Source organism: Anaerocolumna cellulosilytica, from assembly GCF_014218335.1.
In the GTDB taxonomy this organism is placed as follows: domain Bacteria; phylum Bacillota; class Clostridia; order Lachnospirales; family Lachnospiraceae; genus Anaerocolumna; species Anaerocolumna cellulosilytica.
The window spans coordinates 1,896,028-1,909,857 of record NZ_AP023367.1 but is presented as its reverse complement, the minus strand read 5'-3'; the positions used below and the strand labels follow the sequence as shown (position 1 = coordinate 1,909,857).

11 protein-coding genes are annotated in these 13,830 nt (G+C 37.7%); 1 reads left to right on the top strand and 10 read right to left on the bottom strand.

All coding sequences use genetic code 11. The features are described from left to right. Window positions 1-5 precede the first annotated feature (5 nt). The 9 genes from acsn021_RS08055 to acsn021_RS08015 form a co-directional block, all read right to left on the bottom strand. Complete coding sequence (locus acsn021_RS08055; protein WP_243167941.1) at window positions 6-3,449, bottom strand: glycoside hydrolase family 2 TIM barrel-domain containing protein; 3,444 nt, start codon at window positions 3,447-3,449, stop codon at window positions 6-8. A 337-nt stretch (window positions 3,450-3,786) separates the two neighbouring features. Next, window positions 3,787-4,641, bottom strand: a complete 855-nt coding sequence (locus tag acsn021_RS08050; RefSeq protein WP_184094345.1) for a cysteine ABC transporter substrate-binding protein — start codon at window positions 4,639-4,641, stop codon at window positions 3,787-3,789. Window positions 4,642-4,655: 14 nt separating this feature from the next. Further along, the gene (locus acsn021_RS08045) at window positions 4,656-5,423 is read right to left on the bottom strand and encodes an amino acid ABC transporter ATP-binding protein (protein ID WP_334297324.1); all 768 of its coding nucleotides are present in this window, start codon (window positions 5,421-5,423) and stop codon (window positions 4,656-4,658) included. Between the two features lie 156 nt (window positions 5,424-5,579). Further along, entirely contained in the window at window positions 5,580-6,257 is a 678-nt protein-coding gene (locus tag acsn021_RS08040; RefSeq protein WP_184094343.1) for an amino acid ABC transporter permease, read from the bottom strand. After that, a complete protein-coding gene (locus acsn021_RS08035; RefSeq protein WP_184094341.1) occupies window positions 6,238-6,897 on the bottom strand; it encodes an amino acid ABC transporter permease in 660 nt (219 codons plus the stop codon). Before acsn021_RS08035 ends, acsn021_RS08040 begins: the two co-directional genes overlap by 20 nt. Window positions 6,898-7,325: 428 nt before the next feature. Then, window positions 7,326-8,042, bottom strand: coding sequence for an N-acetylmuramoyl-L-alanine amidase (locus tag acsn021_RS08030; protein WP_184094339.1), 717 nt, complete (start codon window positions 8,040-8,042; stop codon window positions 7,326-7,328). Window positions 8,043-8,118: 76 nt separating this feature from the next. Continuing rightward, window positions 8,119-8,925 carry a polysaccharide deacetylase family protein gene (locus acsn021_RS08025; protein ID WP_184094337.1) on the bottom strand — a complete coding sequence of 269 codons (807 nt, stop codon included), beginning with the start codon at window positions 8,923-8,925 and terminating at the stop codon, window positions 8,119-8,121. A 161-nt stretch (window positions 8,926-9,086) separates the two neighbouring features. Continuing rightward, complete coding sequence (locus acsn021_RS08020) at window positions 9,087-9,644, bottom strand: TetR/AcrR family transcriptional regulator (protein WP_184094335.1); 558 nt, start codon at window positions 9,642-9,644, stop codon at window positions 9,087-9,089. A gap of 83 nt (window positions 9,645-9,727) precedes the next feature. After that, a complete protein-coding gene (locus acsn021_RS08015) occupies window positions 9,728-10,333 on the bottom strand; it encodes a GNAT family N-acetyltransferase (RefSeq protein ID WP_184094333.1) in 606 nt (201 codons plus the stop codon). A gap of 320 nt (window positions 10,334-10,653) precedes the next feature. Here acsn021_RS08015 and acsn021_RS08010 point away from each other — a divergent pair, with 320 nt between their 5' ends. Continuing rightward, entirely contained in the window at window positions 10,654-11,541 is an 888-nt protein-coding gene (locus acsn021_RS08010) for a polysaccharide deacetylase family protein (RefSeq protein WP_184094331.1), read from the top strand. A 191-nt stretch (window positions 11,542-11,732) separates the two neighbouring features. Here acsn021_RS08010 and acsn021_RS08005 read toward each other — a convergent pair whose 3' ends face one another. Continuing rightward, the gene (locus acsn021_RS08005) at window positions 11,733-13,700 is read right to left on the bottom strand and encodes a glycoside hydrolase family 127 protein (protein WP_184094329.1); all 1,968 of its coding nucleotides are present in this window, start codon (window positions 13,698-13,700) and stop codon (window positions 11,733-11,735) included. Between the last annotated feature and the right edge of the window lie 130 nt (window positions 13,701-13,830).

Genomic DNA, 13,830 nt, shown 5'->3' with positions numbered 1-13,830 from the left:
ACGGCTCATTTTTCCCCTTTCTGAAACTGAAACCACTTAAAGTCAAAATTACTTCCCGGCAGAAACATAAAACTTACTTTCTGTAATCCCGTAACCGGTTTTATATTAAATTCATACTCTCTATAATCTTCTGAATAAGGAATCTCAATACTTTGCCTATCCTGCCCTTCTTCGCTAGTAAATTGAATCTGTACGGTATTCTTGTCATTTCTTGATCGTCCGCATAAAATCAGCCCATTTAAGCCTTCCTCTCCAAAATCCATCTCATTAAATTCAATGGATACGTTATTCCCGATTTTTTCAATGGTATCGGATTCTTCAGTATATGTATCACCATAAAGGGTGGTATACGCCTTCACGGATAACCTCTCATAAGCTTTTTCATAATGGGTAAAGGAAAAGCCCTTAATATCCAATTTATTCTTCACACAGATGGTAAGGGTGGTAATCTCCGTCAACCGTTTTGACAGCTTAAAGGTTTCTTCCTGATAGGTGTTCCAGATATAGTTCTTGTGATAAACCGTATCCAGTAAAAGCTGCGCTCCTTCTTCTCCCGGAATACCTTCCCATATCTTTAGAGGTGCCGGTTCATTACTTAAAAAATAAATAGGTATGGTCAGTTCATCCGAACCATAGCTGCCAAAATCCAATCCCTTAAAGCTGATTCTATTCTCACCTGCTTCTGTTGCAACTCCACCTAAAAGTCCGCTGTGAAATTCCCTGTTACCGGAGTTATACAAACCACCGGATACAAACTGATACGGATTAATGGAAGCTGCCCCCAGTCCCGATATGCTAAATTCCAGTTCTGATAGTACCTGAGGGTTCTTCCCTCCATTTTTTGCAGTACAACGCAGCCTGAAATCACCATCGCCTATTGCTGTAATAACAACCTCTTTATCCTTTTCCTGTAATACTGCATTGTTTGTTACAATTCCATTTAATGTTACGGCTTTCCACTCTAACGCTTCGTAGGTAGCATTGTCCGGATAAACCCTGGCACTTACTACAGCCGTTGAATTCTCCTTATTCAATCGATTGCTTCCTTGATTGGTAAGCTCTATTTTTCGTATCGGTATTTCAGACATTCTTACAGACGGTGTATTCTCCATCTTTGCTGATATGCCCGGAACCAAATCGCAGGTTTTAGCATGCAATGTGATTTCTTCCGTCTTAAGTCCCTTAGAACTAACGGATAGTGTAATATTACCCGCTTCCTGCTTTGCAGCAATCATTACCAATAGTTTACCGGAAAATAGTCTTTTGCTGGTACCCTTATAGGAATCATAATCCGTGCTGTCACCGTTATCAAGCCCTACTAAACGCCCTGCTCCGGTTACAGATACCTCTACCCGGTTGTTAGCGTTCGCTACCGGATTACCGTCTTCGTCTTCTGTGGATATTTCTACGAATATCATATCACGCCCGTCTGCTGCCAGGGTATCCTTATCTGCTGTTAGCACCAGCTTTTTGGCATCTCCAAAGGAACTTCTGCTATCCGTTGCAATAATACAGCCATTCTCATCGTAGGCAACTGCCTTTATGGTTCCTTTTTCATAAGGTATTTGCCACTCTCCGCTTAGCTGTCTCCCTTTTTTATGATCTATTACAAACTCTCCCAGTGATTTTTCATTAAAAAGAAGTTCGACTTTAGGTGCATTGGAGTAAATTCGGATATCAATTAACTGTCCTTTGTTAAAATCCCAATAAGGCAGAATATGTACCATTGGAGCTACTTTATAATCCGTCCATTCAGCCTGGTAGATATAGAAGGCGTCTTTTTTAAAACCCGCTGTATCCACCTGGCCAAAGTAAGAATTCTTTGTAAAGTAAGGGGTCGGTTCTCCGATATAATCAAATCCGGTCCAGATAAACTGTCCTAAACTAAAGACAGTATCCCTGTCATCAATAATATTCTTTTGTGAAGTGGGGGCTCCCCAGCTTGTGGAACAATTTCCAAGGGAAGAGCACTGCTCATCCTCATGGGTAACCACTACTTTACTTGCAGGAAAATGGTAAATTCCCCTGCTTTGAATGGTAGATGCGGTTTCACTTCCATAAATAACCCAATGAGGATATTTTTTATGATGTTCTTCATATAAATGTTCTGCATAGTTATAGCCTGCAACCGGCAGCTCCTCAGCACATTTCTGGGCATTTTCACTGCTCATGTAGTTAGAACCAATTGTTACATAGCCATTGTTTTTTGGGTCATGACTATAAACCATATCCCGAAGCATTTTTGTGATTTGAAGTCCTCTCTCATCTGCATGAGTATCATAGATTTCATTTCCGATGCTCCACATGATAAGGCTTGGGTGATTCCGGTCTCTTCTAACCCAACTCGCCACATCCTTTTCACACCACTCCTTAAAAAACCTTGCATAATCATACTCTGTCTTAGGACGTTCCCACATGTCAAATGCCTCGGATACGACTAACAATCCCATTTCATCTGCCAGTTCCATGAATTCCACTGCCGGCATATTGTGAGAGGTTCTAAGAGCATTCACTCCCATTTCTTTTAAAATAGTGAATTTACGAGCCAGTGCCGCTTTATTAAATGCTGCACCAAGCGCTCCCAGGTCATGATGTTCACATACGCCATATAACTTTATATGGTTATTATTTAGGAAGAAACCTTCATTACTGTCAAACTTTAAGGTACGCAGTCCAAACTTCTGACAAATCGTATCCACAATTCTGTCCTCTATCAATAGCTCTGTTTTAAGCTCATACAGGTATGGGTCTGACAAATTCCAAAGTACCGGATTATGTAGGGTTATCTCCTGTTTATATACATTCTTGTCTTTTAGGAGTTGTATCTTAGAAAAAGCAACTGCAACCTCTTGTCCTTCTCTGTTATAAACCCTATTACACAACGTACCCTTGCTGCTGCCCGCTTCATCAATGATTTCAGCTTCTATCTCTACTAAAAAGTTATCACCCAACGGGCTTGCAGCAATATAAATTCCATCCGTTATAAAATGAGCCTCTTCAGTGGTTTTTAACCATACATTCCTATAAATCCCCGCACCGGAGTACCACCTTGTATTCAGATTCTGATACACCACTCTTACCTTGATTTCATTTTCTCCGGGTTTTAAATACTTAGTTATATCAAATTCAAACGATGCGTAGCCATATTTCCATTCTCCCACTGCCGCATTGTTTACATAGACTGTGGAATCCATATAGACACCTTCAAAATAGATGCTATAGTACTGCTTGTGTATCTGATTCTCTTTCGTAACCTGTGTATTTTCTATATAAAATGTCTTCTTATACCAGCCTTCACCGGTTTCGTATAAATCTTCCGTATTATAAATCAGCCAATCATGAGGAAGGTCAACCTCCTGCCACATACTAGTATCATTATCCAAACTCTCCGGTTCTGTAAATAATTCTTGTTTTGAAAATTTCCAGCTATCATTAAATAATTGTTTCATATCACCCATTTGCATTATCAAGTTTATTACATGATATTGCTTCCCCTTTCTCTCCATAGAAAAATCAGATAATCTTCAAGTAATTTTATATTAAGCACTACACCAGTATTTGTAAATGTTGTATATTATAGTAAATATTCATTATTTTATATTACTGCAACTTAGCGTAACAAAAACAGCTTGCTCCAAGAAAAGGACTTATAGCACACTAAACACGTTCTTACTAAAAAACTCTCTTTGGTTAAACAACAAGAGCTGTTTATCCAAAGAGAGTTTTCATCTTACTCTATAATCTTTATTATATGCAATCATTTTCCTAAAGCCGTTATTTTCCTGTTTACTCTATTACGCCGCCCTCTACTACTAAATTCTCAGGATTAGCCGCATTACCATAAACCGGAGCCAGTGTTTCTTCATAATTTTTATGAAAGAAGTTTTCTTCTCCAAGTGTTTTGATTTCGTCATTGAGCCAGTTTAATAATTCAGTATTACCTTTTTGAACAGCAGGTGCAATCGTATCTAAGTTACCTAAAGATTCAATCCCTACAGTATACCCTTTATTCTCAATAGCCCAAGCAAGAACTTCTGTATTATCCGTTGAGAAGGCATCACCACGTCCATCTAATAATGCACCGTAGGCTTCACTATACTGGTCAAATTTTAATAATTTGATGTCCGGATAATTTTCTGTAAAGTAAGTTTCAGCTGTAGTACCCTTGTTAACAATTAAAGTTTTTCCGTTTAGCTGAGAAGCATCTGTTATTAAAGCATTATCAGATGATACCACCCCTAAAGCTACCTTCATATAAGGCAGTGCAAAATCAACTTTTTCAGCACGGTCTTCTGTTACCGTAAAGTTTGCTAAGATGATATCTACCTTTGCTGTTACCAGATATTCTACACGGCTTGCTGCTTCTACAGAGACATATTCTACCTCAACACCTAAGTCTTTGGCAATACGATTTCCAAAGTATACATCGTAACCCTGATATAGGCCGTTTTCATCTACATAACCAAAAGGCTTTTTATCACTGAATACACCAATTATGATTTTTCCGCTTTTTTTGATATCTTCCAAGGTTCTAGCTGTATTTCCCTGTCCTTCCTGGGAGCTGCTTTTACAACCGGTTATTGCCGCTGTAACAAGGCTAAGCAATAATAGTAATGTAAATACCTTTTTCATTTTCTTCATAGTATTCTCCTCTTTTATTCTATATTTTTAATACCTTTTACAGTATCAAATTCAAAGACATTCAGAAATTTCCTTGCCCTCTCTGTTGCCGGATTCGTAAAAAAGAGTTCAGGAGGGGCTTCTTCTACAATTTCACCTTTATCCAAAAAGATAACTCTGTCTGCAATAGCACGTGCAAACTGCATTTCATGTGTTACAATAACCATAGTACTGCCCTCTTTTGCCAGACCAAGCATAACATCTAAGACTTCTCTAACCATCTCCGGGTCCAGAGCTGCGGTCACTTCATCAAACAACATAACCTCCGGATGCATACATAAGGCTCTTACTATAGCAACTCTTTGTTTTTGACCACCGGACAATTGTCTGGGATATGCATCTCTTTTATCCAAAAGTCCGACTCTTTCTAATAATTTTTCTGCTTCTTCTGTCACTTCTTTTTTGTCTCGGCGCTGGGACTTAACAGGACCTAACAGAATATTATTTAAAATAGTCATATGTGGAAATAAATCATAGCTCTGAAACACCATACCGATTTTTTGCCGAACCAGATGGATATTCTTTTGTCTGCCGCTGATAATCTCTCCCTGCAACCGTATCTCCCCACCTTGTATTTCTTCCAGTCCGTTAATACATCGAAGAAGAGTACTTTTTCCACAGCCAGAAGGCCCCACTATAACTACTACTTCGCCCTTTTTAATGTCAAGAGATACTCCGTTAAGTACCTTAATTTCATCATAGGCTTTTTTAAGATTTTCTATTTCCAGTATTGTATTTTTTATACTCATCTATTCAACCTTCCCGATACGATGCGCTTTGGCGGCATCACATACAATGATGGAAGACGATTTTTCTTCACACTTCCATCCTAAGCCGTCTATAACTGCATCTATTTTTCTATGAACCACTTAGAAGCATCTGTTAAATTTGTAAGGCACTCAGTTCTTCCAGGCTTTTTCAAGTCTGGCTGCCAATCTTGAGATGGGATAGCAGACAATAAAATACATGAAAAATATAGTACCGTATATCCACAAAGCCGCACTTGGAACTGTCAGTCTGGAAGCTTCAATAATCTGTTGCCCTACCTTCACTACTTCAACCACGTTAATTAAGGCTATAAGTGAGGTTGTTTTTATCATCCTAGTTACTAAATTAATTGCCTGAGGAACCAGCCTTCTGATAGTCTGGGGCATAATTACATACATAAATATCTGTATGTTCGTTAAACCAATGGCCTTACCGCTTTCATACTGATGCTTGGGAATAGATTCTAAGGCTCCTCTAACTAAGTCTCCCATTTCTGCGGTTCCCCAAAGGGTAAATACGATTATTGCCGCCACTTCACCGGATAAATTAATCTGAAAGGCTCTGGTTATTCCAAAATACATAAGAAACAATAATACAAGCTGCGGCATAATCCGTACAAATTCCAGATACACCCGGGTGATAATTTTTATTACCGGGTTTTTTATAGTCATAATCATACCCATTATAATTCCAAGAGACATGGATAAAATAACCGATAGAAAGGAAATCTCTATGGTAATCCATAAACCGTTTAACAGCCTTATAAAATTTCTGCCCTGAAACAGAACATTAATTCCCAAATCCTGCATACCTTAATTTCCTTTCCAATAGAGTAAACAAAGCAGATACCGGTAATAATATAACCAAATAGGCGATAACCAGCATAAACAATGCCTCATCTGTATTATAGGACATACCAATTAATACTTTCGCTGTATACATTAAATCTGCCAGAGCTACCGCACTGAATACGGAGGTCTCTTTAATCAGAAATATAACGTTAGCTGCAAATGCCGGTACGGATATGGATATTGCCTGTGGTAACAAAACATACCAGATAACCTGCCTTTTTTTAAGTCCGAGACTTAAACCGGATTCTTTCTGAATGTCAGGTATGGCTTCTAAGCCACTTCGAAAGGCCTCTGACATATAGCTGCCGCCTAAGAATATAAGACCTACAATGGCACAGGTTTCTGAGCTTAACAATATGCCGATTTTAGGTAATCCAAAATACAAGAAAAATAATTGAATTAATAACGGTGTATTTCTGGAAAGCTCAATGTAGACTCCTGTAATCTGATGCAGTACCGGTATCTTAAAATACCGGATAAGGCTGCATAAAAAACCGGCTACAATCGAACCTATTATTCCGATTAAAGCGATTCTTACAGTTAATATACCAGCTTCCTGATACAGCGGAATATATTCTCTAATGACTTGAAAATCCATAGTAAAACCTCTCCATACTTCTGGCTCTGTCCTGCAGTCAACTGCCGGAGATTCCTATTTTATCGCTTATATGATTTTTGAATTTAATTGCACAAAAATAGCAGTTGCACCTGCACCTGCCTAAAGATTTTTTGCATCATTGCAAGATTATAAGTACTCTTACACAACTACTATATGCAAATATCCATTTCGGCAGGAAACATGCATAAGCAGCAGCAATTATTAAATTCTACCTGATGAAACTTAGACATGGTTCTACCTCTTGAAATGTTTTTATTTCATAGTAATTTTATATGAATTATATGAAATTTCTGATGTTTTTATTGTAATTTAAATTTTCCTGTTTGTCAATTGTTTTTTGACCGGTACAAAAAAAAGCTGCACCTCCATACCTTCGGGTACAGAGGTGCTATATAGGTTCTAATACATTAATTTAGTGTATTTAGGTCTGCTGCTTTTAGATTCAGATATTCCAGTATCCCAAGATGTATTGCCCAGGCTACTTTTTTCTGATATTCCTCATCACACAGTAATTTTGCTTCCGTCCAATTGGAAAGAAATCCACATTCCACTATAACCAAAGGACACCTTGTATTCTTTAACATATAATAACTTTGGTTTGACTTTGCCTCTCGGCGGTTACCGTCTTTTAAAGTATCCTTTGCCTTTTCCTGCAAAGTTTCTGCTAATAGCTTTCCCTCCACTGAGTTTTGATAATAAAAAGCCTGAAACCCCTTTGAACTTTCCGCAGTAAAGCTATTTTGATGGATACTGACTGCAATCAGAGCATCACTTTCATTGATAATTGATACTCGTTTTCGCATATCTGCCCTTTTCTTATCTCCTGTATTCTCATCATGCAACCCTTTGTCTTCTTCTCGTGTCATAATTACTTTTATACCTTTTTGCTCCAGATATCCTTTTAATTTTTTAGAGATGCTTAAATTAATATCCTTTTCCAGAGCCTTGTTTATGCCTATCTTACCGGGATCAAAACCTCCATGACCTGCATCAATAACTATAATTACTCTATTGTCCTTCTCACCTAATATTTCTTTTATAACTGCAACTCCATTTTTGGATAACAGATTACTTGCTAAAAGTACGATGAACAGACTGATTATATTAAAATATTTTTTTTTCATGTCAGGAACACCACAATTGCATTTTTAAATATATATTCGTCGTAGTAAAAGTTTCATGCAAAAATCCATGTATTCCTTATCCGGTAATATCATTAAGAGTACCAAAGCTATAGCCCATCTCTTCCCATTTTGTTAAAAGTTCATCTAAAATCTCAGAATTGGTCTTTGATGTACTGTGTAATAATACTATTGCCCCGGGATGAATTCTTCCCAAAAGTTTCTTGAAGGCTTCTTCCTTCGTAGGCTGCTTATCGTTGTACCAGTCTACATAGGCTAGACTCCAGAAAAATGTTTTATAACCAAGCTCTTTCGCCATTTTCAGGTTACTCTCACTGTATTTTCCCTGTGGCGGTCTATAGTATTTAACCATCTTTTCTCCGGTAATCCCTTCAAAAGAGGTTTCTAAATCTCCTATTTCCTTTGAAAACGCCTCCATAGATGATATCTTAGACATATTGGGGTGATTATAAGTGTGGTTGGCTACATTATGCCCCTCTTCTATCATTCGTTTTACCATATCCGGCTCAGTTGACATATAATTACCTACGAGAAAGAAGGTGGCAGATACATTATGCTTTTTCAGTGCGTCCAGTATTGCAGCGGTATAACCGTTTTCATAGCCCGCATCAAAGGTTAGGTAAATCACCTTCTTGCCGGTATCACCAATGTAATAAGCATCGAACTGCTTTAGTTCTGCTGCCGTTGCATTGGCCGTAGGAGGCTGCCCTTCCGCCCCAAAGCCAAGACCCCAGTTTTCCTCGCTTGCTTGTAGTATATCCTTTTCATAAGCATTTACAAACATTGCAATTCCCCCTCCAAAAAAATACAAGAGGGTAAAAACCACGGCATAGAGGAGAATCTTTTTGTAGTTTATTTTGACCATATATAACTCCAACAACTATTATATTAATGTATATTGAGAAGTCCTTTCAGTCATACCTTATTACGTTGTCCTTTTTTTGTTATTATAAAGAATCTTCATTTATCTGCATAAAGAGGATATAATCTAGATTACTAAACTAAATATTTGACCCTATCTAACTACTAACGCTTTAATATTCCGTACAGTATAATATCATACATTGCTTTCATGCCGCTTTCAAAGCTAAAGGACTTTTGGGCAAGATATTCATAATCTAAAAGCTTTCTCAAGGCTTCATTTAACATCAATCGAAGTACTTCTGTATTCACTTCTGCCAATTCCTGCTCATGTATCCCGACTTCTATCAGTTCAAGAAGGTCATCCCAGGCTTCATTAAGATGCTTATTAACTTCATCCCATAAATTAGGATAGAATCTCTGCAAATCATCTTTGTGTCGTATGATTGCACCAAGATTATAGGCATCGGGAATGTTTTCCAATACTAATTTTAGTTTCTCCGGCAGGGTTATTGAATCATCCTTAAGAATCCTCTCATCTGCCTGATGCATATCCCGGAATACAAAGCCAATGGTTTTTTCGATTATCTCATCTTTGCTGGCAAAATAGTTGTATATGGTTCGTTTACTGGTGCCAAGTTCTCTAGCCAAGTCATCGGTTGTAAAACGGGTACCTTTATTACCAAATAATTTTAATACCTTAAAATATATTTTTTCATCCATGTCCTTCTCTGCCTCTCATCAAATGGTACATATTTAGTATTACCAGTACCATTATGATGAGAGCTTTTTACTTTGTCAATCCTTTAGCAAAGCTTTTTTGCCATTCGATACAAGAAAAACGGCTTTTTATTTATAGATCCAACAATCTGATAGCCTAGTTTTTCATAAAGCTTACGTGCTTTTTCGTTATCCTTTTTTACCGTTAAGGATATTCTTTGGAAACCGTGTTGTATTGCATATGCCTCCACATGAGCAATTAGTTTTGAGCCGATTCCGTACCCTCTGCTTTCCGGTAAGGTAGCCAACGTTCCAATATGATATTCTCCATCTCTTCCTTCCTTTAAAGCTAGCATAGCTATTATTTCATTCAAATGAAGCAATGCATATTTTACCAATTCCCACCTTCTAAGTTTTAAAAGTCTTCTAGTGGTAGGCCAGGCCAACTCATTCATTACAGTTACTGAGTAACAGGTTACCATTCCAACCGTATCTCCCATAAGCTTTGCTTCAAATGCATATTCATGGCTGAATCGGTTTTCCTTTTGCTTCCAAAGACTTCTTAACGTTCTTTCAATCATATTGCCATCCTTTGAACCAATCAATGAATAAGCCATATAATCCAGTGCCATCTGGTTCAGCCTCGCCCCCGCCTCTGACATAGGATTCCCTTTTACAATGCTAACTTCCATACTCTCTCCCTTCTATAATATCAATATAGGTACTGATTTGGTTTTTATAGTACCATTATATGATTTTAACTTTTACTGTCAAGATACCAAATCCATTGTTTATAGAATATTCAGATTCTGTTTGTAATCTTTTATATTTCCTCGTCTTAAATGTATCTATCAGATGATTAACCTTTCAAAAACTATAAAAAAATCTAAAGTAAAATTTTTTAAAGGAAGATTTTTTAAGAAGCGTCATATACTTCTATAAAAGACAACATTATATTTTATAGGTGTGCAAGTATACCCTGCATGGCACTTCACACAGAGAGGAGTTTAAGTTGAAAGTATTGATAAAATGCAAACAATATTATAAAACCATATTAGTTACAATTGCTTTTATTCTATTAACTTTATCCATCGCTAGCAGTATCTATGATATCTATGAGGTTTCTTCCTCTAATCCTAAAATATGCGTTCCTATTATTATGTATCATCAGGTAAAGGATAATAGTTTTGGTAAAGATGTAATAAGTCCTACTGAATTTGAAAGTGATTTACAATACCTAAAGGATAATAAGTACAACACCATAACCATGACCCAATTAATAGACTATGTGTATAACAGTACAGCATTACCTGGTAACCCTATTATACTGACCTTTGATGATGGTTATCTAAATACATATAAGAATGTATATCCTTTACTAAAAAAATATGATATGAAAATTGTTCTTTCCGTAGTAGGTAAAACTGTGGATGATTTCTCCAAAGTCTTTGACGATAACATTAATTATGCCAGTACAACATGGAATCAGATTAAGGAAATGTCCGCCTCCGGACATGTAGAAATACAGAATCATTCTTATAATTTACATAAAATTAAAAATGGAAGATATGGCGTCTACCAGAAGAATGGAGAGGCTTTCATAGATTATGAAACCGTGTTAGCGGAAGACTTTATGAAGCTTCAAGAAATTGTTGAAGAGGTAACAGAAAAAGCTCCCAATACCTTTACCTATCCCTATGGAAAATATAATAATAACACTGAAGATATTATCAAAAAGCTGGGATTTAAAGCCACCTTATCCTGTACCTATGGTGTGAATTTAATAGATAATAATCCAGAAACCTTATATGGACTCAGACGAATGTGCCGTTCCCACAGATATCCTATGGCAGAACTTTTAAAGGATGGAATCGAAACTTTAAAGTACCGTAACGATTAAGAGCTCCTTAGATGAGCACCTCTTAACGAATTAATGTTTCAAAAACAAAGGTTTTCTCTGCATGCAACCGTATTTGTTACCGTTTGAGTCGTGCAGGAAAACCTTTGTTTTAAATACTTATTAACACTTGGGTGCTGTCTCGTTTATCTTTACTAAAACAGTTCTGAATGTGAAAGAGACTTTACTCAACTCTAAATCCGAACCCATACCAACATCTCACCCGGTGTACGATTTCCCCAGATTCCGTATGGTACTGCTTTTATAGACACTTCTTCTCTCTCCTTTTTGTAAGGCTGATATAAATCTCCTTGGGCTGCTTTCTCGTCAAAAACATCCCGATATCCCTTTGTTATCAGAGTTATGGCACCATCTAAAAGTTCTGAATCAAACTGTACTGACACCGGTGCATCCGGGTCCAGCGTAATATTAGATAGATTTTCTCCATTATCCACTTCTTCCAGACAATAGATTACAGGCCCTCTCTGCATAACGACTTTTCCTGCATCTGCCCTTACTTTAGGGTTTGCCTTCATCAGTGTTACCGGCATATCAAGTTTCAGTTCAATAAATGTACCACTTGTAAATTCACCGGCAAGGATAAGGTAGCCATTATCAACAACTGCCTGTTCCCTAAGCTGTTCCTTGCCACTCATACGTACAGTATATTCCTTACACCAGCCAGGAATTCGGATTGCCAGTTCCAACTCTTCCCTGCCCTCTAATTCTAACTCTAAACGAACATTACCGTACCATGGATATTCAGTGGTCTGATGAATACATACTCTTTTTCCGTCAATCTCTAAATTAGCAGAACTGCTGATAAACTGGTGTACAAATAGGGTTCTCTCCTTCTGGGTATAGATATACTGACCAAGGGAAGTAATTAACCTTGCCAGATTGGGAGGGCAGCAGGCGCAGCCAAACCATTTTTGACGAACCGGTTTTACGTGCTTTTTAACCGGATTCTTTTCGCTGGCTTTTGGCCATACCTCTAATGGATTTACATAAAAGAAATGCCGCCCATCCCTTGACATGGAGCTAATAATCACATTATATAAAGCCCGCTCAATGACATCTGCATAACAGCTTTTATTTTCTATTTGGAGCATTTTCTGCGCGAATACAATCAATCCAATGGATGCACAAGTTTCCGCATATACGGTGTCATTGGGTAAATCATAATCAAAGGTAAAAGCCTCCCCTATAGAGGTGGAACCGATTCCTCCGGTAATGTACATTTGCTTTGTTACAATGTTATTCCACAATTCCTTACAGGCATTATAAAGCATACTATCACCGGTTTCCTTGGCAACCTCCGCCATACCGGTCAACATATAGACTACGCGAACTGCATGACCTACGGCTTCTTTTTGCTCTTTTACCGGGAGATGGGTTTGCAGATATTTTTTCCGGTCGGCTGGTGGCCCTGAAACTCTCATGTCCCAAAAGGATATCCGGTCTCTTTTTTTCCATTCCTCTTGAAAATAATAAGGCTCCTGCCCACGTTCTTCTATAAAAAACCTGCTCAGATTCAAATACCTATCATTGCCAGTCTCCCGGTATAATTTAACCAATGCCAGTTCGATTTCCTGATGACCGTCATACCCCCTTATCTTTCCGGGTTCCGGTCCGAATACACTGTCTATGTAGTCTGCAAAACGGCATACAACATCAAGTAATTTACGTTTACCTGTTGCTTGGTGGTAAGCTACACCGGCTTCAATAAAGTGACCGGCAGTATATAATTCGTGGCATTCTTCTAAGTTGGTCCATCTTTTTTCCATTCGTCCGATTGTAAAATAGGTGTTTAGATACCCGTCTGGCTGCTGTGCCTTTTCCACTAAGTCAATCGCATCATCTGCCAGTTTTTCAAGTTCCTTGTCAGTCGTTGTTTGTAAGCTGTATGCAACTGCTTCAAGCCATTTGGCAAGATCTGTATCCTGAAAGAAGAATCCATAAAATTCCCCCTCTTCAAGACCTGCTGCAATCCTAAAGTTTTTCATAACGTGACTTGGTTCCGCTTCCGCTACATTGTCATTTAAAACCTCCCATTGATAGGGAATTACTACCTCTTTTACCAGCTTTATATAGGTTGACCAAAAGCTGTCTTTTACATGAACCTCTTTTAAAGATAACGGATTAGATGCGTTCATATCCATATTCATACCTCTCCTGTCTTAATCATTGTACTGCCTGCTATTGTTACAATTTCTCTTAACTATCTTTATTGTAACAGCATTGGCAGGTCAATAAAATATTTTAAGGATAGTTTTACTGGTAAAAGGTTAG

Excerpts from the sequence above, each read along its gene's own strand:
- acsn021_RS08055 (WP_243167941.1), bottom strand. The coding sequence starts at position 3,449 with ATGAAACAATTATTTAATGATAGCTGGAAATTTTCAAAACAAGAATTA.
- acsn021_RS08050 (WP_184094345.1), bottom strand. The coding sequence starts at position 4,641 with ATGAAGAAAATGAAAAAGGTATTTACATTACTATTATTGCTTAGCCTT.
- acsn021_RS08040 (WP_184094343.1), bottom strand. The coding sequence starts at position 6,257 with ATGCAGGATTTGGGAATTAATGTTCTGTTTCAGGGCAGAAATTTTATA.
- acsn021_RS08035 (WP_184094341.1), bottom strand. The coding sequence starts at position 6,897 with ATGGATTTTCAAGTCATTAGAGAATATATTCCGCTGTATCAGGAAGCT.
- acsn021_RS08030 (WP_184094339.1), bottom strand. The coding sequence starts at position 8,042 with ATGAAAAAAAAATATTTTAATATAATCAGTCTGTTCATCGTACTTTTA.
- acsn021_RS08025 (WP_184094337.1), bottom strand. The coding sequence starts at position 8,925 with ATGGTCAAAATAAACTACAAAAAGATTCTCCTCTATGCCGTGGTTTTT.
- acsn021_RS08020 (WP_184094335.1), bottom strand. The coding sequence starts at position 9,644 with ATGGATGAAAAAATATATTTTAAGGTATTAAAATTATTTGGTAATAAA.
- acsn021_RS08015 (WP_184094333.1), bottom strand. The coding sequence starts at position 10,333 with ATGGAAGTTAGCATTGTAAAAGGGAATCCTATGTCAGAGGCGGGGGCG.
- acsn021_RS08005 (WP_184094329.1), bottom strand. The coding sequence starts at position 13,700 with ATGGATATGAACGCATCTAATCCGTTATCTTTAAAAGAGGTTCATGTA.